The organism is Streptomyces sp. NBC_00846, assembly GCF_045207325.1.
Classification (GTDB): domain Bacteria; phylum Actinomycetota; class Actinomycetes; order Streptomycetales; family Streptomycetaceae; genus Streptomyces.
The window spans coordinates 7735470-7753579 of the sequence record NZ_CP108846.1 but is presented as its reverse complement, the minus strand read 5'-3'; the positions used below and the strand labels follow the sequence as shown (position 1 = coordinate 7753579).

Genomic DNA, 18110 nt, shown 5'->3' with positions numbered 1-18110 from the left:
GTGCTGGGCGAGCAGATGATGTCCGCCCAGATGTTGTTCGGGCACGTCATGCGTTCACAGGTCCTCGGGAGGACGGTCTCCATGATCGGCATATTCGGCAGTCTCCGGAAGGTTGTCTCCCCCGACCGGAAGGACCAGCGGCCCGCAGCCCCTCTCGATCAGGACCGGCGCAAGCAGCACAACCTGTTCGAGGCAGCCGCCACGTACGTCTCGGCATCCGTGGAGGAGGATCAGGCACGGATCGACGAGGCGAGCGGCTGGGTGTCGCCCGAGGCACTCTCCTTCGGCATCAATGAGCTGGCCTGCCGGGCCGTCATCGCGCTGGCCCGCGAGCGCGACGAGTCACCGCAGACAGTGGCCCGTACGCTGCTCGGTCTGCCCACCGACTGAGCAGCGCCGTCCGATCGGCCGCGGGCCCGGCGTCCTCCCTTGTCAGGGCCTCGACGAGTGGGTTACCGACTGGTTAAGGTGCGCCGACGGACAACCATGACGGACGAGGAGGGTGCCGTGACCGGCACGAGCGACGTAGTCACGGACGACGACGCACTGTATGTGCTGACCGCGGTGCTGCTGACACCGGCACAGTTCCCGAGCGTGCTCGGCGACGACTACCCCGCCGCATGTGCGGCACTCGCCCTCGAACCGTACGCCGAAGGGTACGGACTGGTTCTCGGCCAGGACGGGAGTGGTGCGCGGTGGACCGTCGTCGTCGAGGACGTGTCGCTGGTCGCGGTCGCCATCGCGGCCTGGGACTGCGGAATGGAGTACGACCTCTCCCCCGACGACCGTTCGGTGGTCTGCGCTCTGCCCGGCTGGCCTCTCGCGGTGAGAGCCGCCGCCCCGGGGCTGGCCGCCCCGCACGATCCGTTGCCGGACCCGGATGCCGACGGCACCGATCCGGCACCGCTGACACCTCCGGACACGGAGTCGTGGGGTCCGGCACAGCGGCGCATGGGTGCGGACGAGATAGCGCACCAGTGGGCGGCCTGGCGCGAGCAGCTCGACGACGAGACCGACTTCGCCAGTCCGGGCGGCGGCGCGGAGTCGGCCGGGGGCCCGGCCGACGACCGCCCCGGCACGTCCGCCGGGCTTGCCGAACAGGTCGACGCCGATGCCAACGCCGATGCCGGAAATGAAGGCGACGACGAGCTCAGTGCCGACGCCGAAGCAGATGTCGACTCCGACGCCAACGCCAAAACCGGGAGTGAAGTCACGGGCGGGACCGGAGCCGAGGCCGAGGTGGAGTCCGAGGACGGAGCTGTCGGCGGGGGCAACGCCGTAGACGAAGCCGGAACCGGGCCCGGAGCCGAGATCGGGGCCGGGGGCGAGAACCGGCCCCGGAGCGACGGGCCCTCCTCCACCGCCCAGAACCCCGCAGAGGACAGGCCTTCCAGGGCGCACGCTGGAGTACGCCGGGCCCTCGCAGAGGCCCATGCCTATGTGGACACCCTGCCGCCCCCGGGCCGCGTCCGGTCCTCCTTCGCCACGGGCGATGCCCGGATGCTGCGCGCCGACGGCCCCGGCTGGTCACTGGTCGCCAGGACCGATGACATCGCGTTCATCCTGCTGGACGAGGAACCGGGCGAGGTGCTTCCGGTCGGGCGCGGCACGGAACTGCCCGGCCTGTTGAAGGCCCTGGACGCCATCGCGGTACGGCCGGCCTGAGCAAGCTCCCGGCGCTCGGCATGAAGGGGCAACCGGACCGCCGACGGCCGCCTTCCCACTTGTGCGCCCCGGTCCCCACCGCCGCGTACCGCGCGCTCTCCGGCTATACGCGCTCCAGCGCCCGATGCGGCCCGACGGGCACATGGGCCTCGATCCGGTCGCCGGGCCGGACCACACCACCGGCCGTGACGATGCCCATGATCCCGGCCTTGCGCACGATCCGGCCCGTAGCGTCCCGGCCGACGACCTGCTTGAGGAGCCCGTCCTGGAAGGTGTCGATCTGCAGGCACGGATTGCGCAGGCCGGTGACCTCGACGACTGCCTCGTCGCCGAGGTGCAGCAGAGTGCCGACGGGCAGGGCTAGGAGATCGACCCCGCCGGTCGTGACGTTCTCCCCGAGATCGCCGGGAGCGACCTCGAAACCCGCTGCCCGCAATTCGTCGAACAGCTCCGCGTGGATGAGATGGACCTGGCGCAGATTCGGCTGGGTGGGGTCCTGCGCGACCCGTGACCGGTGCCTGACCGTGACTCCCGCGTGCACATCTCCCTCCACGCCGAGTCCGGCCAGCAGGGTGATGCTCTTCCGGTTCGGCTTGGTGAACGAATATGCCTCATTCCTGCTCACCGCGGTCACGGTCCCGCCCACAGCAAAATCCCCCTTGTTTTCGGCTTGTTGTCGGCAGCTTGTCTTCGACTGATTGTTCAGCGGCCTATTTCCTTGCGGGTGATCCTGCGCAGCCTGCGTCGCTGACTCGGGTCCAGCAGCAGATAGGCGACCGCCGGAACTCCGATCAGGACCAGCAGCGACAGCCAGAATCCGATGAACGGCATCAGGATGACTGCCGCGACGACTCCCCCGATGGCAATCTTCGCGCTGTTCGACATCGTCCACGCCTCCTTCGCGGCCCGGAAGCCGCTCCTGCTGTGAGAACGCCTGTGCGCCCCCATCGGTTCCTGCCTGCCGCGGCTTCCTCACCGCAGGGGTTCGCCGACCTCGTGCATGTGCTGGAGTGCCTGCTGGTAGGACTCGATCAGTCCGGTCTCCGCGTACGGCATGCCGATCGCCTCGCAGTGGGCGCGCACCATGGGCTGTGCCAGGCGCAGATGCGGGCGGGGCATGCTCGGGAAGAGGTGGTGCTCGATCTGATAGTTGAGTCCGCCGAGGAACCAGTCCGTGAGGATGCCGCCGCGTACGTTGCGCGAGGTCAGGACCTGGCGCTGGAGGTGACCCCAGCGGTCGCCGTCGGGGTCGGGCATCTCCATGCCCTTGTGGTTCGGCGCGAACGCCATGCCCAGGTGGAGCCCGAACAACGCGTGGTGCACGAGCGCGAAGACGACGGCCTTCCCCGGGGACATGACGGTGAGCAGCAGTGTTGCGTACAGGCCGAGATGGGCGACCAGGAGCAGTGCCGAGAGGGCCCGTTCGCGGGCGGGCTGCCGCCGCAGGTACTGGAAGCCGGAGATCTTGAGCGCGATGCCTTCGAGGAGCAGCATCGGGAAGAACAGCCGCGCCTGGTTACGGGTGAGCCAGCGGGCGAAGCCTTCTCGCTGGGCCGCCTGCTTCTGGGTCCAGACCAGGGCGCCGACGCCGACGTCAGGATCCTTGTCGATGTGGTTGGGGTTGGCGTGGTGGCGTACGTGCTTGTCGTTCCACCATGCCTCGTTCATGCCGAGCAGGAGGTTGGCGTGCACGAGGCCGATGGCCCGGCTCGCCTCGCGGTCGCCGGATATCTGGGCGTGTCCGGCGTCGTGTCCGACGAACGCGGTGCGGGACCAGAAGATCGCCAACGGCAGTGCGAGCAGTAGGGTCCACCACGTATTGCCGAGGAGGAACATGCCGGTGAGCACGGCGCCCAGTGCGACCAGGTTGGCGGCGATGCCCGCCGCGTACCACCCGGTGCGCCGTTCCAGGAGCCCCTGCCCCTTGACCGCTCGTAGGAGGGGAGCGAAGGCGCTCCCCTGGCTCGGGGCGGTTCCGGTACGGCCGGCATCTACATCACTTACAGCACTTCCCGTACCGTCACGGACGCCTTCCGCGACGGTGGCTACGGCCTGGGGCATGAGGTCTCCGGTCTCTGGAAAGCTGCGCTGACCTGTAGAAACGTACGGTTACGAGGGGTACGTCAGCCATGGCGCCACCACCCCGGAACTCCGGGGGAAAGCCCCCTCCCCCTGTGGGGGTGCTGGCTGCACCCCGAAGCGAGGCAGGTGGCAGGGCAGGGCTGCCGAGTCATCTGAAGTGGGCCGGATCACGGCGATTCCGCTCACGGGGACACGCGGTGGTGGAGTACCCTCGGCGCCTTGAACCCCAACTAGTCAAATTTGAGGAATTCGGCATCGCTGTGCACAGGCTTCCTGCGACAACGCTCTCCGAGATCTCCGCACTCTCCGGCTGCTCCGTGGTCTTCCTGCCCGCGGATCCCTTCCGTACCGGCCGTATGGCTTTCTGGTATCCGGACAGTAGCAGTCCCCCCGATACTCCCGGTTCCGTCGAGGAGTTGACCGTCGTCGGCGCCGACACGCGGGTGTACGCCGTACCGGCGCTGCTGCTCCCGGTCCGCGACGCGCTGCCCGTACTCACGCGCGCACGGACCTCGGAGCATGCTTCCGGCGCCGCCGCGTTCTGGGGCGCCGCTGCTCTCCTCGCGCTGCAACTCGCTGCCCGGGGTTTGCTGTTGCCCGGGCTGACGGTCACCGATCACGACGCCTGGCGGGCCGGTCCGCTGACGGCCGACGATCAGTCGCGGATCCGGGAGCTCGCCGCCTCGATGCCGCCTCTGGCCCATGCGGTACCGCTCGACGGGACCGCGCAGCCGGTGCTGCTGCCCGAACCCGAGCGGCTGCTGCGCGCGTTCCTCGACGCGGTGGCGGACGGGCTGCCGCGCACCCCCGCGGCGGCCTGCGCCACCGGTGGCCCGGCGTTCGCCGTCGACGCGCCGCAGCATCTACCCGGTCAGCGGGCCTGGGCCACCGATGTCGCGGCCGGGCACGACGCGGGCGTCCGGCTTTCGCTGCGGGTCGAGGCGTCGGGGCTGACGGCGCCGGACGAGGGCGAGGACCGGGTACGGACCGCCGGGCCGTCCTTCCGAGCCGTCCTGCAGATCCACAGCGTCAGCGATCCGGCGCTGGTCGCCGATGCCGCCGAGGTCTGGGCCGGCTCCGCGCCGGGCGCGGCCGCCTTCGGCCCGCGGGTCCGGATGGACGCCCTGTTGGCGCTGCGCCGGGCCGCCCGTGCCTGGCCTCCGCTGGCTCCGCTGTTGTCGGCCGCGGTGCCCGACTCCGTCGACCCCGCCGATGAAGAGCTCGCCGAACTCCTCGGCCCAGCCGGGCGGGCACTCGCCGCGACCGGGGTCCAGGTGCACTGGCCCAGGGAACTGGCGCGCAAGCTCACCGCGCGCGCCGTCATCGGTCCGCCGGACGACGGAGCGGACCAGGAACACGAGGGGTTCGCGCGGACCGGCTCGGACACCCCGCCGCTGCTGTCCGCCGATGCGCTGCTGACGTTCAGGTGGTGGTTCGCCCTGGGCGACCAGCAGCTCAGCCGCGCCGAGCTCGACCGTCTCGCCGAGGCCAACAGGCCGGTGGTGCGGCTGCGCGACCAGTGGGTGCTGATCGATCCCGAAGACGTCCAGCGCGCCCGCGAGGACCGCAAGGTCACTCCGATCGATGCGCTCGGAGCGGTGCTGACCGGTTCCACCGAGGTCGACGGCCGCCGGGTCGAGGTCCGGGCCTCCGGCTGGCTGGAGCAGCTGAGCCGCCGGGTGGCCGACCCGGATTCCGTCGGGCAGCAGGACGGGCAGCGGACGGTCGGTCAGCCCGCGGCCCTGGCAGCCACACTGCGCGACTACCAGCTGCGCGGTCTGAACTGGCTGCACACCATGACGTCGCTCGGCCTCGGCGGCTGTCTCGCCGACGACATGGGGCTCGGCAAGACCATCACCCTGATCGCCCTGCATCTGCACCGCCAGAACATCGAATCGGCTGCGGGGCCGACGCTGGTGGTCTGCCCGACCTCACTCATGGGGAACTGGCAGCGGGAGATCGAGAAGTTCGCGCCCGGTACGCCGGTGCGTCGCTTCCACGGCGGGTCGCGCAACCTCGCGGACCTGGCGGACGGCGAGTTCGTCCTCACCACGTACGGCACGATGCGGCTCGACGCGGCAAAACTCGCCGACGTCCGCTGGGGCATGGTGGTGGCCGACGAGGCTCAGCACGTCAAGAACCCGTACTCGGCAACGGCCAAGCAGCTGCGGACGATCGGCGCACAGGCACGGGTCGCGCTCACCGGCACGCCCGTGGAGAACAACCTGTCCGAGCTGTGGGCGATCCTCGACTGGACGACGCCCGGTCTGCTGGGCAGGCTCGGCACGTTCCGTACCCGCTACGCGCGGACCGCGGAGGGCGGCGACCCGGCGGCGGCCGAGCGGCTCGCCGCGCTGGTGCGGCCGTTCCTGCTGCGACGGCGCAAGTCGGATCCCGGCATCGCGCCCGAACTGCCGCCGAAGACCGAGACCGACCGGACGGTTTCGCTGACGACGGAACAGACGGGCCTGTACGAGGCAGTGGTACGCGAGACGCTGGCCGCGATCTCCGGCGCCGACGGCCTCGCCCGTCGCGGTCTCGTCGTGAAGCTGTTGACGGCCCTGAAGCAGATCTGCAACCACCCCGCGCAGTACCTCAAGGAGAAGGAGCCTCGGATCGAGGACCGTTCGGGCAAGGTGGAGCTGCTGGACGAGCTGCTGGACACGATCCTGGCGGAGGACGCGAGTGTCCTCGTCTTCACCCAGTACGTACAGATGGCCCGGCTCCTCGAACAGCATCTGGCGGCCCGCGGGGTGCGCACGCAGTTCTTGCACGGCGGTACGCCGGTCGCGGAGCGGGAGGCGATGGTGAACCGCTTCCAGGCGGGCGAAGCCCCGGTGTTCCTGCTGTCCCTGAAGGCGGCCGGCACCGGGCTCAACCTCACCCGGGCAGGCCATGTCGTGCACTTCGACCGATGGTGGAACCCGGCGGTGGAGGCGCAGGCCACCGACCGCGCGTACCGGATCGGGCAGACCCAGCCGGTGCAGGTGCACCGGCTCATCGCCGAGGGCACCGTCGAGGACCGGATCGCCGCCATGCTGGCCCGCAAGCAGGGACTGGCGGACGCGGTGCTCGGCTCCGGCGAGGCGGCGCTGACCGAACTGACGGATGCGGAACTGGCTGATCTGGTGGAGCTGCGAGGGGGCACGCGATGAACGACGCACACGACAGTGACGGGTACGCGTCCGAGACCGCCGACGCAGGGGACCTTCCGGTTCCGGTACAGGAACGTACCTTCGCCGCGCTGCCGTCCGCGCGCGGCCGCGGCTTCGCGGAGACCTGGTGGGGCCGGGCATGGCTGAAGGCCCTGGAGGACACCGCCCTGGACGGCGCACAGCTCAAGAAGGGGCGCGGGTTCGCCCGCGAGGGCCGGGTCGGAGCGGTTACCGTGCGGCCCGGCCGGATCACCGCGGTCGTCCGGGACCGTGACTCGTCCACGTACCGCAGTGATGTACTCGTCCAGGAGCTGAGTGAGGCGGACTGGGGACGGTTCCTGGACATGGCAGCCGCCCGGGCCGGGTACATCGCGGCGCTCCTCGACCGCGAGATGCCGCCGCACCTGGTGGAGGACGCGTCGGCGGCCGGTGTGGAACTGCTCCCGGGGATCGGCGGTCTGGACCCGGAGTGCACCTGCGAGACCTGGGACCACTGCCCGCACACCGCCGCCCTCTGTTATCAGGTGGCGCGGCTGCTGGACCGGGATCCGTTCGTCCTGTTGCTCATGCGGGGGCGCGGCGAGCGGTGGCTCCTGGACGAGCTCCAGGAGCGAATCGCCGCCCGTGCCGAGGGGCGGTCACCGGACGGGCCGGCCTCCTCCTGCGACGGGTCCGGCGCCTCGGCCGCGAAGGCGAAGGACCGGGGTGTACGGGCGGACGAGGCGTTCGCCGCGCGGGACATCCTGCCGCCGCTGCCCGCTCCGCCGCCGCTGCCCGCGGAACCGGGCCCCGCACCGTCGCTGGACACGGAGACGGAACCGGAACCGGGCGTCGATCCGGCGGTCCTGGAGTTCCTGGCGAGGGACGGTGCGGCACGCGCTCACCGGATGCTGGCGGACGCCCTCTCCCCCGGCCATGAACGGCAGCCGCCCCCAGCCGGGTTGACGCCGCAGCAGGACGCCGTACGGCTGATCGCGGATGCCCGGCCCGAGCCCTGGATCTCGACGCGGCTGGCCGCCGGATCAGGGCGGTCGCGGGCCGGACTCGACGCGGCGGTGCGTGCCTGGCAGTACGGCGGGGCGGCCGCGCTCACCGTGCTCGACGAGGAATGGACGCCGGATCCGGAATCGCTGGCCCGGGCCCGGGCCCGGCTCGCCGCGGCGTGGGAGGAGAGCGAGCAGCCACCGCTCCGGTCGACGGGCAATCACTGGACCGCCGTGGAAGCCGGTGTGCAGCTCCGGTACGGGCGGGACGGGCGCTGGTGGCCCTATCGCAAGGAGAACGGGCACTGGGTTCCGGCAGGCCCGGCGGACGACGATCCGGCGGCGGCGCTGGGAAGTTCGAGCGGGTCGGACGACTGAGGTCGCCACGCGGCCGGGTCATCCTTGAACCGGGCGGCCAGGGCCGGTCAGGAGGTCCTGACCGGCCCCCGCCCGTCGTCGCGTTCCGCCCCGGTGTTCAACTCGATGTCACCGCGCGTCGGGGGTGAGAGCGCAACCTGACGGTCATCCGAGCTGATCGTGTCTCAGGAGGCCTGATCTCCAGGCGTGTTGTCGCTCTCCGGCCTTCGGCCTGCCGCTCGCCCTGCTCACAACGGTGTACGCCGCGGGAACGGCCACAGGTGCGCAGGACCGGCACGAGCGTCCGGAGCGGACGGCGCGGGTCACCGGGAGCGCCGTGGTCGGTGCCGTTCCGCCGGCCGGGTTCAGTAACGGGCTGCTCCCGGGGACGGTCTCGGACGACCGCGGCGTGCTGCTCGGCGGTATCGTCAGCGGCATCTACCCGGCCGGGCGCAAGGGCGAGTTCTGGACGGTGACGGACTGCGGCCCCAACGGCCAGATCACAATCGACGGGAAGAAGCGGCGCACCTTCCCGGTCCCCGGTCTCGACCCGGCGATCGTGCAGGTGCGCCTCAGCGGCGAGCACGTCCAGGTGCTGCAGGCCATTCCCCTGACCACGCGCTCCGGCGCCGCCGTCACCGGTCTGCCGAACCAGCCGCGGCGCGACGAGGCCCCGTACACGTACGACGCGAAGACACCACTCGGGTACGACCCGAGCGGCCTGGACACCGAAGGCAGTCCGTGCCGCCGACGGCACGTTCCGGCTCGTGGACGAGTACGGCCCCTCGCTGGTTCATGTCTCCGCCGAGGGCCGGGTGCTGACCCGCTACGTCCCGCAGGGGCTCGGGCTGGCAGGCGCCGACTGTCCGGTGGTGGAGGCGCTGCCCGGCTTACTGCTGCACCGCAGGCTCAACCGGGGATTCGAGGGGCTCGCCCTGTTGCCGGGCGGCGATCTGGTGCCGGCGGTGCAGAGCCCGCTCACCCTGCCCGACCAGGACGCGGGCGAGTCCTCGCGCAATGTCCGGCTGCTGCGCTTCTCGACGAAGAGGCACGCGGTCACGGCGGAGTACGCCTACCGGTTCGACGCGGTGGACGTCATGGGCCCGGGCGAGGACGACACCTCCGAGCAGCTCTCCTTCCTCGGCCCGGTCCCTGCGACGGAACTGTCCGCGTCCGCGATCTACCGCACTCCCCGCCCCGCACACCCGTTTGGGCTCATGCCGTCTTCCGTCGCCCGCGCGACGCCCGTACGGTAGAGCGCGAGACACTCGGCCGTACATCGGACAACGCCTTCCGGTTGTGGGACAGAGGGAGTCACGAGGTGTCGGGGGATTCGGGCAGCGGACTGTTACGTGATGCCATCGGGCTGCGCGAGGTCCTCTTCCAGAGCATCACGGCGATGGCGCCCGCCGCCGCCATTGCCGCGTCGATTCCGTCCGGAGCCGCGTTCGCGGGCGGCAGTCTTCCGCTGTCCGTGGTCGTGGCGCTGGTGGCCTGTCTGTTCACCGCGTCGTGCGTAGCGGAGCTGGCCCGCCATCTTCCGGCCGCCGGTTCGGTCGCCACCTACTCCGCGCAGGGACTGCATCCAGCCATCGGCTTTCTCGTCGGGTGGGGCTATGTATTCGTGGAGGCGCTGGTCCCCGCGCTGCTGCTGCTCCAGCTCGGTTTCACGACGGCGGGCACGCTGCACCAGGAGTGGTCGTCCTACCCGGCGGACCTGTGGTGGCCGTGGTCGCTGCTGGGCGCGTTGGTCATCGCACTCGCCGGGTATTTCGGGGTACGGGCCTCCGCCCGGTTCGGAACCGCGCTCGGCATCTTCGAAGTGCTCGTCTTCGTGGGCTTCGCCGTGCTGCTCATCGGGCAAGCAGGCTCGGACAACACCCTTTCGGTGTTCGGCACTTCACATACCGCGGACGGTTTCGACGGGATCAGCGGGATCTTCGCCGGCTCGGTCTACACCGTGCTGGCGTTCGCCGGCTTCGAGGCCGCGGCGCCGCTCGCCGAGGAGACGAAGAACCCGCGGCGCACGATGCGTCGTGCGGTGCTCGGCGCGGCGCTCTCCATCGGACTGGTGTACGTCCTCACGACCTATGCGATGTCCGTGTACTTCGGGCCCGACCGGTTCGCCGGGTTCGGCACGGCGGGGGCGGCGTCGTGGGAGGGCGTGGCCCGTGCCTCGTTCGGGCTGTTCTGGGTGCTGCTCTTCCTCGCCGTGGTCAACTCGACGGTGGCCAACTCCAATGCGTGCGCCAACGTGTCGACTCGGACGGCCTTCGCCCTCGGTCGCATCGGGGTGTTCCCGCAGGCGTTCGCGCGCCTCCATCCGCGCCGCCGCTCCCCCGTCACCGGAGTGGCCGTGCAGTTCGTGATCGCGATCGGCGCGGCACTCGGACTGGGTTTCGCCTACGACCCGGTGACCGCGTTCGTGCTGCTGGCCACCGTGATCGTCACCGTCATCATCGGTGTGTACATCGTCGTGAATCTGGCCTGCGCCGGGTACTTCCTGCGGCGCCGGCGCGAGGCGTTCAACCCCGTACTCCATCTTCTCTTCCCCGTCCTGGGCATCGCGGCGTTCGTGCCCCCGCTGCTGACGGCCGCAGGGATTCCGGTCTTCGACTTCGTCTCGGAGCTCAGTGCGCCGGTCTCGTACGCGGGTCCGGTCGTCGGTGTCTGGATGCTGATCGGGATCGTTGTGCTGGTGGTGCTGTTGCGCAGGCATCCGGAACGGGTGGCACAGACCGGACGGATCCATCTCGACGAGGACCCGGGGCAGGCCGGGGAGCCCAGGACAGGAGCAGTGCAGCGATGAACGACCCCCGTATCCTCACCGTCCGCCCCAAGGAGGGCGAGTACGCCTGGACCTTCGGCGGAGCGGCGCCGGTCGCCCGTATCGAGCCGGGCACCTTCCTCGACGTGTATACGGAGGACTGCTTCGCCGGCCGGGTACGCTCGGAGAAGGACCTGGTCTCCGAGGTCTGCGAGTTCCCCTTCCTCAACCCGCAGACCGGTCCCTTCCATGTGGTGGGCGCGGAACCCGGGGACACCGTAGCGGTGCACTTCGTCTCCATCGAACCGGCCAGGGACTGGGCCGCCTCGACGACCGTGCCGCTCTTCGGCGCGCTCACCTCCACGCACACCACCGCGTCACTGCAGGCCCCGCTGCCCGAAGTGGTGTGGATGTGGCAGCTGGACCGGGCGCGCCGCACCTGTCTGTTCAGCGCCCGGGACAGTGACATCCGGGTGGAGCTGCCGATGGACCCGATGCACGGCACGGTCGGGGTGGCGCCGGCCAATCTGGAGGTACGGTCCGCACTGGTGCCCGACGCGCACGGCGGGAACATGGACACGCCCGAGATGCGGGCGGGTGTCACCTGCTATCTGGGCGTCAATGTCGAGGGTGCGCTGCTGAGTCTCGGGGACGGGCACGCCCGTCAGGGCGAGGGCGAGACCTGCGGAGTCGCCGTGGAGTGTGCGATGAACACGGTGGTACTGGTCGAGCTGCTGAAGAGTGTCACGACACCGTGGCCGCGCATCGAGTCCGACACGCATCTGATGTCGACCGGCTCCGCCCGTCCGCTCGAAGATGCCTTCCGTATCTCGCAGTTGGACCTGGTGCAGTGGCTGGCGCGTGATTACGGTCTGTCGGAACTCGACGCCTATCAGCTGGTCGGCCAGGCCGGCGAGGCACCGTTGGCCAATGTATGCGACACCAACTACACCTGTGTGGCCAAGATCCGCAAGGAGTGGCTGCCCACAGGCGATCCCCATCGCGGACTCCACCGCCATCTGCGGGAGACCGCGACGCTACTGTCCAATCCCTGACTCCCTCCCCCCACAGGAGTGTTCATGCACCGCAGAAGGATTCTTCAGGGCGCCGCCGTGACGGCGGCCGCCGCTCTGCTCCCCGCCTCGGCCCGCGCCGCGGCTTCCGCGGCGGCGGGCGATACGGACTATCCACTCGCCCACTGGACGTCCGCCTCCACGTCCAACTACACGGCGTCGAACCGCCCTTCGGCCTATCCGGTCCAGTACGTGATCATCCACGTCACCCAGGAGATGTTTTCGAACACGATCGGGATCTTCCAGAATCCGGCGAAACAGGTCTCCGCGCACTACGTGGTGCGCTCGGCGGACGGCTACATCGCCCAGTGCGTCCGGGAGCAGAACATCGCCTGGCACGCGGGCAACTGGGACTACAACACGCGCAGTGTCGGCATCGAGCACGAGGGCTGGGTGGACCAGCCGTCCTACTTCACCCACACCCTGTACGAGAAGTCGGCGCTTCTGACCGCGTCGGTCTGTGACCGTTACGGCATCCCCAAGGACCGTGCGCACATTCTCGGCCATGCCCAGGTCCCCGGCACCGACCACACCGATCCCGGCCCGAACTGGGACTGGGTGCGCTACATCCGTCTCGTCAATCTCTACTCGGCAGGCTGACGCGCCCGCCCCACCACGTCCGGTCGCTCTCCGCGCCGCGGTTGTCACAGACGTCCGCTGCGGCCACGATGGGGTGTGCACGACGCCCCTGGACGGGAGGGTGAGTTGACGGACCCCTGGGTGGCCCTCACGGTCGGCGCGGACCCCGGTGAGCGGCTCGGCCAGCTCCGGCATGCGCACGAGGTGTTCACCACCGCCGGACGGCTGGAGCGGCCGGTGCGCCCGGTGGTCGGCGAGTCGTGGCGGCGCTCGGCACGGGCCCGGGTCAGCCCGGACGGCGCCGCCCTGGTCGAGCTGGGCGCGGACGACCTCGGACCGTACCGGGACGGGCACCCCCTGGCCCCGGCCATGCCGGTGATCCGCGAGCTGATGAGCGCGTACGCGACGGACGGCGAACACCTTCTCGCGGTGTGCGACGCGCTCGGCAGGCTGCTGTGGGTCGAAGGACACGCGACGACCCGGCGGGCGGCGGGCCGGATGAATTTCGTGGAGGGCGCCCGCTGGGCCGAGTCCGTGGCCGGCACGAACGCGCCGGGTACGGCCATCGCCGTGGACCGGCCGGTGCAGGTCTTCGCCGCCGAGCACTTCCTGCGGCCGGTCCAGCAGTGGACCTGCGCGGCGGCACCGCTCCACGACCCGCACACGGGACGGGTCCTGGGCGCCGTGGACATCACCGGCGGGAACCGGCTCGCGCATCCGCACAGCCTGGCGTTCGTGCAGGCGGTGGCCCGCGCCGCCGAGTCTCAGCTGGCGCTCCTCGCGCCCGCGCCGGCCGGCGAGACCGTGCGGCTCAGCGCGCTGGGCCGGGACGAGGCGCTGCTCGTCGCCGGAGGCCGCACGGTCCGGCTCAGCAGGCGGCACAGCGAGCTCCTGGTGAGCCTGGCCCGCCATCCCGAAGGCCTCGGTGGCGACGAGCTCCTCGTCGAGCTGTACGAGGACGAGTCGGTGACCCCGGTGACGCTGCGGGCCGAACTCTCCCGGCTGCGACGACTGCTCGGCCCCGAACTGCTCCTCTCCCGCCCCTACCGTCTTTCCGCGCCGGTCGACGCCGACTTCGACACGGTGGCGCGCAGACTGGCGTCCGGTGCGGTGGCGGCGGCGCTCAGCGCCTACGCGGGTCCGCTGCTGCCGGGCTCGCAGGCGCCGTCCGTCATCCGGCTGCGGCGCCGGCTCGACGAGCAGCTGCGGGCCGCACTGGTCGCGCGCGGTGACCCGGGCCTGCTGGCCGACTGGGCGTACAGCCCCTGGGGCGAGGACGACCTCCCGGTCTGGAGGGCGCTCGCGGCGGCCGTCCCCGCGGGTCGGCGCCCGGCACTGCTCGCCAGGGTCCGGACGCTGGAGACCGAGCAGGGATAGTGGTGTTCCCCGTGCAACGGGGTTGCAACGGGCCGCTGTCTACCCTCGTCCCGAGGGCCGTCCAACGGCGGGCGGCACCGGATCCGGGAGGCCACAGAGATGACCCGTTACGCTGCGCCGGGCACCGAGGGCGCCATCGTCTCGTACGAGTCCCGCTACGACCACTGGATCGGCGGCGCGTACGTCCCGCCCGCCCGTGGCCAGTACTTCGAGAACCCCAGTCCCGTCAACGGCCGCCCCTTCACCGAGATCGCCCGCGGCACTGCCGAGGACGTCGAACGGGCCCTGGACGCGGCACACGCCGCGGCCCCCGCGTGGGGAGCGACCGCGGCGGGCGAGCGCGCCTGCGTCCTCAACCGGATCGCCGACCGGATGGAGGCTCATCTGGAGGAGCTGGCGGTCGCCGAGAGCTGGGACAACGGCAAGCCGGTCCGGGAGACCCTGGCCGCGGACCTCCCTCTGGCCATCGACCACTTCCGCTACTTCGCCGGTGCGCTGCGCGCCCAGGAGGGGTCGCTCGGCGAGATCGACGACGACACGGTCGCGTACCACTTCCACGAGCCGCTGGGCGTCGTCGCGCAGATCATCCCGTGGAACTTCCCGATCCTGATGGCGACGTGGAAGCTGGCCCCGGCGCTCGCCGCCGGCAACGCGGTGGTCCTCAAACCGGCCGAACAGACCCCGGCCTCCATCCACGTATGGCTGAAGCTAGTGGCCGACCTCCTGCCGCCCGGCGTCGTCAACATCGTCAACGGCTTCGGCGCGGAAGCCGGCAAGCCGCTCGCCTCCAGCCCGCGCGTCGCGAAGATCGCCTTCACCGGTGAGACCACGACGGGGCGGCTGATCATGCAGTACGCCTCCGAGAACATCAAGCCGGTGACGCTGGAACTGGGCGGCAAGTCGCCGAACATCTTCTTCGACGACGTGTGGAACGCGGACGACGACTTCCGTGACAAGGCCCTTGAGGGATTCACCATGTTCGCCCTCAACCAGGGCGAGGTCTGCACCTGCCCCTCGCGCGCGCTGATCCAGCGCGGCCACTACGGCGAATTCCTGGAGGCGGGCATCGCCCGCACGGAGAAGATCGTGCCGGGGCACCCGCTGGACACGAACACGATGATCGGCGCCCAGGCCTCCAACGACCAGCTGCAGAAGATCCTTTCGTACCTGGACATCGGCCAGCAGGAGGGCGCAAATGTCCTCACGGGTGGTCAGCGCATCGAGTACGACGGGGAGCTGGCGGGAGGCTACTACGTCCAGCCGACCATCTTCGAGGGCGACAACCGGATGCGGGTCTTCCAGGAGGAGATCTTCGGCCCGGTCGTGGCGGTCACGTCCTTCACCGATTTCGACGACGCGATCGCCACGGCGAACGACACCCTGTACGGCCTCGGCGCGGGCGTGTGGACCCGCGACATCAACACCGCGTACCGGGCGGGCCGCGCCATCCAGGCCGGCCGGGTCTGGACGAACTGCTACCACGCGTACCCGGCGCACGCCGCTTTCGGCGGGTACAAGCAGTCGGGGATCGGCCGCGAGAACCACAAGATGATGCTGGAGCACTACCAGCAGACGAAGAATCTGCTAGTGAGCTACTCCCCGAAGAAGCTCGGCTTCTTCTAACGGCACGAAAGAAGGCGCTTGACCTGGGGCTTTACCCAGATCAAGCGCCTTCTGGGAGCGCGCGCGCTCCAACCACGGCGGCGTCGAAATGCGCCCCTTCTCCCAGTTCCTCCCGCCCGCATCCCAGTCCTGACCAGCAGTTCCGGGCCATACACGGGCCAGATTGCGGATCAGCCCGTAGGACTGCCGTCCTCACTGCGCCGACTCCACTCCTGCATCGACTCCTCGATGAGCCGGTTGGAATGCTCCTGTGACGGGCAGCCGTTTGACGTTCTGTACCTCCATGAGGCGGGCCGCCTCGACCACGGTCCACTCCGGACGCGCACACACCGCGGGAGCCGACATCAGTTCCCCGGCCCTGGCCCCCTCGGCCTTGGCCCGCTCCCACGCCTCCAGGTGCGGAATCGGTGTCCGGCCCGACGGATCAACCTGGTCGGAAGACTTGCGCAGCAGGTCGGCCTCGGACACGACACCCATGGGGCGATCCAGTTCATCGACTACGGGTACCGCTGTGACATCGTTCTCTGCCAGCAGCTTGACGGTCTCTTTGAACGGCAGGTCACGCCGTGCCCGGACGACGTCTCTGGTCATGAGCTCTGCGACCGATCGGTGGTGCATGCGGCTTCTCCTTTCGGGATGTGACGACCAGTAATGATCATGTGCCAAGTGGGTCAGGACCTGTGTCGCCCGCGAGCCGCGCAGGCGGCCCGGCCCCACTCGTCGGTGAACCAGTGGGCCCGATACCAGCCCCCTCGGCCCTCCGGAATCACGGCTTCTCGTCCCGTGCGGTGACACGTCATGCATGGCACGTTGGGTACAGCACCATGATGAGGAAACGGCGGCGATCATGCGAGCTCACCTCGGCGATCAGCTTGTTGTCGAAAGCCCGGCCACCGGCGCCAGCAGGCGCGACGGCGAGATTGTCGGACTCCACCACGAGGACGGAACCCCTCCCTACGACGTGCACTGGTCGGATACCGACCAGGTGACGCTTGTGTTCCCCGGGCCCGACGCCCATATCCGGCACCTTGAGCACCGGCCCGGCAGATTCCGCGAGCCGTCCCGGCCTGGCATGGCCGAGGCCGGTGCCGAATCCGCCGGGGTCCGGCTCGATGAGGCACCCAACCCCGGCGACATCGGCCGACGCGTGGCCACGGAACGTGAGCGGCAGGGGCTCAGCCGTGCAGAAACAGCCCGCCGCGCCAGAATGGCGCCGGAATACCTGGCATACCTCGAACAACAGCCGGCCGACCCGAGTCTGGCGAGTCTCATCAGCCTGGCCGACGCGCTCGGCACCACCGTCGCAGCCCTGCGCGGAGGCGGCATCGATCTGCCCCCCGGCCAGGGCCAGGCGCTCCTGCACCCCCGGCTGCAGGACCTGGACCCCGACGAATGCCGCGCCCGGCTCTCCACACACGGCGTAGGACGCATCGCGGTGTCAACACCCGATGGCCCGGCAGTCTTTCCAGTGAACTACGAGGTCATCGATGACACGATCGCTTTCCGGACCGCGCCTGACTCAGTGCCCGCGACAGCCGGGGGAACAGATGTCGCATTCGAGGTCGACCACGTGGACGAGGCCATGAGCCAAGGCTGGAGCGTGCTTGCCGTAGGCCCTGCGCGGATCGTTACAGAGCCCGACGCACTGCGGCAGCTCGCCGATCGCGCCCATACCACGCCCTGGGCAGGGGACGAGCGCAACACATGGGTGTCGATCCGGCCCACGCGCCTCACAGGGCGGCGCATCAGTCCGGCTGATCAGTGACCGACAGCCGACTGCCGCTCGCCCGGCGGGCATTCCACGACCACGATCCAGTCCTGACCGCACAGTCCCGACCAATGGGCCCGCCGACTCGCGCAGGCAAGCTTTGGCGATGCAGGACCCTGCTCGCCGACGAACACGTAACAGCGCTGGTCTACGGCGCGTGGCCGTGGCGCTCAATCTGCCTCCAGGGCAGCCTTGACTTCCATGTACGGCTAATTTCGACCGAGTCATGCCGTACGCCGAACTCGACACCCGTTCCGGCGGTCTCAGGGGCACGCGAGGACGATCCTGTCGGCCTGCCCTAGCCCGCCCATCCGCAGGGACGGCTGGAGGCCCAGGGTCCGTGCGGCCTGCTCGACCACGGTCGCCGTCCGAGCACGCAGCCCCTGGCCGGCCCGGCCCGAGTCACGGACACGGAGGCCGAAGATGGTGGACCGAATGATCTTGATGGTCTCGTCCAGATCATCCACCGCACGCAGCAACCGCTCGCTCACCTCTGGCTGATCCACGAGCCTCACCACGCTCTGCAGCGCCATCCCCGTCGCGAACAGCCGCCGAATGGCCAAGTCGTGCAGATCTCGTTGACCGGTCGGGCACCCATCCGACGAGCTGCGAAGAGACCCATGCGCATCAGTGCTGGCCGATCGGCCCAGTCCAGGGCGACAGCGGTGTTGCCGCCGCGGA

At 70.1% G+C, this 18110-nt stretch carries 13 protein-coding genes and 3 pseudogenes; 11 read left to right on the top strand and 5 right to left on the bottom strand.

What is annotated here, in order from left to right:
• The first annotated feature begins 81 nt into the window (after positions 1 to 81).
• Together OG936_RS35700 and OG936_RS35695 are read left to right on the top strand one after the other, a co-directional pair.
• A complete protein-coding gene (locus OG936_RS35700) occupies positions 82 to 390 on the top strand; it encodes a hypothetical protein (RefSeq protein ID WP_383759314.1) in 309 nt (102 codons plus the stop codon).
• A 117-nt stretch (positions 391 to 507) separates the two neighbouring features.
• The gene (locus tag OG936_RS35695) at positions 508 to 1665 is read left to right on the top strand and encodes a hypothetical protein (RefSeq protein WP_406499946.1); all 1158 of its coding nucleotides are present in this window, start codon (positions 508 to 510) and stop codon (positions 1663 to 1665) included.
• A 103-nt stretch (positions 1666 to 1768) separates the two neighbouring features.
• Here OG936_RS35695 and OG936_RS35690 read toward each other — a convergent pair whose 3' ends face one another.
• From OG936_RS35690 to OG936_RS35680, 3 genes are all read right to left on the bottom strand, one after another.
• The gene (locus OG936_RS35690) at positions 1769 to 2299 is read right to left on the bottom strand and encodes an MOSC domain-containing protein (RefSeq protein ID WP_406500756.1); all 531 of its coding nucleotides are present in this window, start codon (positions 2297 to 2299) and stop codon (positions 1769 to 1771) included.
• Between the two features lie 68 nt (positions 2300 to 2367).
• Positions 2368 to 2550: a hypothetical protein gene (locus tag OG936_RS35685; RefSeq protein ID WP_114248565.1), complete on the bottom strand. Its 183-nt coding sequence runs from the start codon at positions 2548 to 2550 to the stop codon at positions 2368 to 2370.
• Positions 2551 to 2637: 87 nt separating this feature from the next.
• Positions 2638 to 3726 carry a fatty acid desaturase family protein gene (locus OG936_RS35680; protein ID WP_406499945.1) on the bottom strand — a complete coding sequence of 363 codons (1089 nt, stop codon included), beginning with the start codon at positions 3724 to 3726 and terminating at the stop codon, positions 2638 to 2640.
• A gap of 281 nt (positions 3727 to 4007) precedes the next feature.
• Between OG936_RS35680 and OG936_RS35675 the strand changes: the two genes are divergently transcribed.
• The 8 genes and pseudogenes from OG936_RS35675 (at position 4008) to OG936_RS35640 (ending at position 15661) form a co-directional block, all read left to right on the top strand.
• Positions 4008 to 6902 (top strand): DEAD/DEAH box helicase, encoded by a 2895-nt coding sequence (locus tag OG936_RS35675; protein ID WP_406499944.1) that lies wholly within the window; start codon positions 4008 to 4010, stop codon positions 6900 to 6902.
• Complete coding sequence (locus OG936_RS35670) at positions 6899 to 8263, top strand: SWF or SNF family helicase (RefSeq protein ID WP_406499943.1); 1365 nt, start codon at positions 6899 to 6901, stop codon at positions 8261 to 8263. Before OG936_RS35675 ends, OG936_RS35670 begins: the two co-directional genes overlap by 4 nt.
• A gap of 211 nt (positions 8264 to 8474) precedes the next feature.
• Positions 8475 to 9369: pseudogene (locus OG936_RS35665) on the top strand (esterase-like activity of phytase family protein); the annotation flags it as partial.
• 194 nt (positions 9370 to 9563) lie between these two features.
• Complete coding sequence (locus OG936_RS35660) at positions 9564 to 11051, top strand: APC family permease (protein WP_406499942.1); 1488 nt, start codon at positions 9564 to 9566, stop codon at positions 11049 to 11051.
• On the top strand, positions 11048 to 12064 hold the full coding sequence (locus OG936_RS35655) for an acetamidase/formamidase family protein (protein WP_406499941.1): 1017 nt from the start codon (positions 11048 to 11050) through the stop codon (positions 12062 to 12064). Before OG936_RS35660 ends, OG936_RS35655 begins: the two co-directional genes overlap by 4 nt.
• A gap of 24 nt (positions 12065 to 12088) precedes the next feature.
• Positions 12089 to 12682 carry an N-acetylmuramoyl-L-alanine amidase gene (locus OG936_RS35650; protein ID WP_406499940.1) on the top strand — a complete coding sequence of 198 codons (594 nt, stop codon included), beginning with the start codon at positions 12089 to 12091 and terminating at the stop codon, positions 12680 to 12682.
• A gap of 105 nt (positions 12683 to 12787) precedes the next feature.
• Positions 12788 to 14038, top strand: coding sequence for a GAF domain-containing protein (locus OG936_RS35645; RefSeq protein ID WP_406499939.1), 1251 nt, complete (start codon positions 12788 to 12790; stop codon positions 14036 to 14038).
• 99 nt (positions 14039 to 14137) lie between these two features.
• Positions 14138 to 15661 carry an aldehyde dehydrogenase family protein gene (locus OG936_RS35640; protein ID WP_406499938.1) on the top strand — a complete coding sequence of 508 codons (1524 nt, stop codon included), beginning with the start codon at positions 14138 to 14140 and terminating at the stop codon, positions 15659 to 15661.
• 252 nt (positions 15662 to 15913) lie between these two features.
• Here the strand turns inward: OG936_RS35640 and OG936_RS35635 are convergent.
• A pseudogene (locus OG936_RS35635) lies at positions 15914 to 16279 on the bottom strand (CBS domain-containing protein); the annotation flags it as partial.
• A gap of 229 nt (positions 16280 to 16508) precedes the next feature.
• Between OG936_RS35635 and OG936_RS35630 the strand changes: the two are divergent.
• Positions 16509 to 17426, top strand: coding sequence for a pyridoxamine 5'-phosphate oxidase family protein (locus OG936_RS35630; protein ID WP_406499937.1), 918 nt, complete (start codon positions 16509 to 16511; stop codon positions 17424 to 17426).
• 290 nt (positions 17427 to 17716) lie between these two features.
• On the opposite strand, the pseudogene OG936_RS35625 reads toward OG936_RS35630, so the two are convergent.
• A pseudogene (locus OG936_RS35625) lies at positions 17717 to 18007 on the bottom strand (histidine kinase); the annotation flags it as partial.
• Positions 18008 to 18110: the final 103 nt, after the last annotated feature.

Excerpts from the sequence above, each read along its gene's own strand:
- OG936_RS35655 (WP_406499941.1), top strand. The coding sequence starts at position 11,048 with ATGAACGACCCCCGTATCCTCACCGTCCGCCCCAAGGAGGGCGAGTAC.
- OG936_RS35630 (WP_406499937.1), top strand. The coding sequence starts at position 16,509 with ATGCGAGCTCACCTCGGCGATCAGCTTGTTGTCGAAAGCCCGGCCACC.
- OG936_RS35700 (WP_383759314.1), top strand. The coding sequence starts at position 82 with ATGATCGGCATATTCGGCAGTCTCCGGAAGGTTGTCTCCCCCGACCGG.
- OG936_RS35650 (WP_406499940.1), top strand. The coding sequence starts at position 12,089 with ATGCACCGCAGAAGGATTCTTCAGGGCGCCGCCGTGACGGCGGCCGCC.
- OG936_RS35670 (WP_406499943.1), top strand. The coding sequence starts at position 6,899 with ATGAACGACGCACACGACAGTGACGGGTACGCGTCCGAGACCGCCGAC.
- OG936_RS35680 (WP_406499945.1), bottom strand. The coding sequence starts at position 3,726 with ATGCCCCAGGCCGTAGCCACCGTCGCGGAAGGCGTCCGTGACGGTACG.
- OG936_RS35640 (WP_406499938.1), top strand. The coding sequence starts at position 14,138 with ATGACCCGTTACGCTGCGCCGGGCACCGAGGGCGCCATCGTCTCGTAC.
- OG936_RS35685 (WP_114248565.1), bottom strand. The coding sequence starts at position 2,550 with ATGTCGAACAGCGCGAAGATTGCCATCGGGGGAGTCGTCGCGGCAGTC.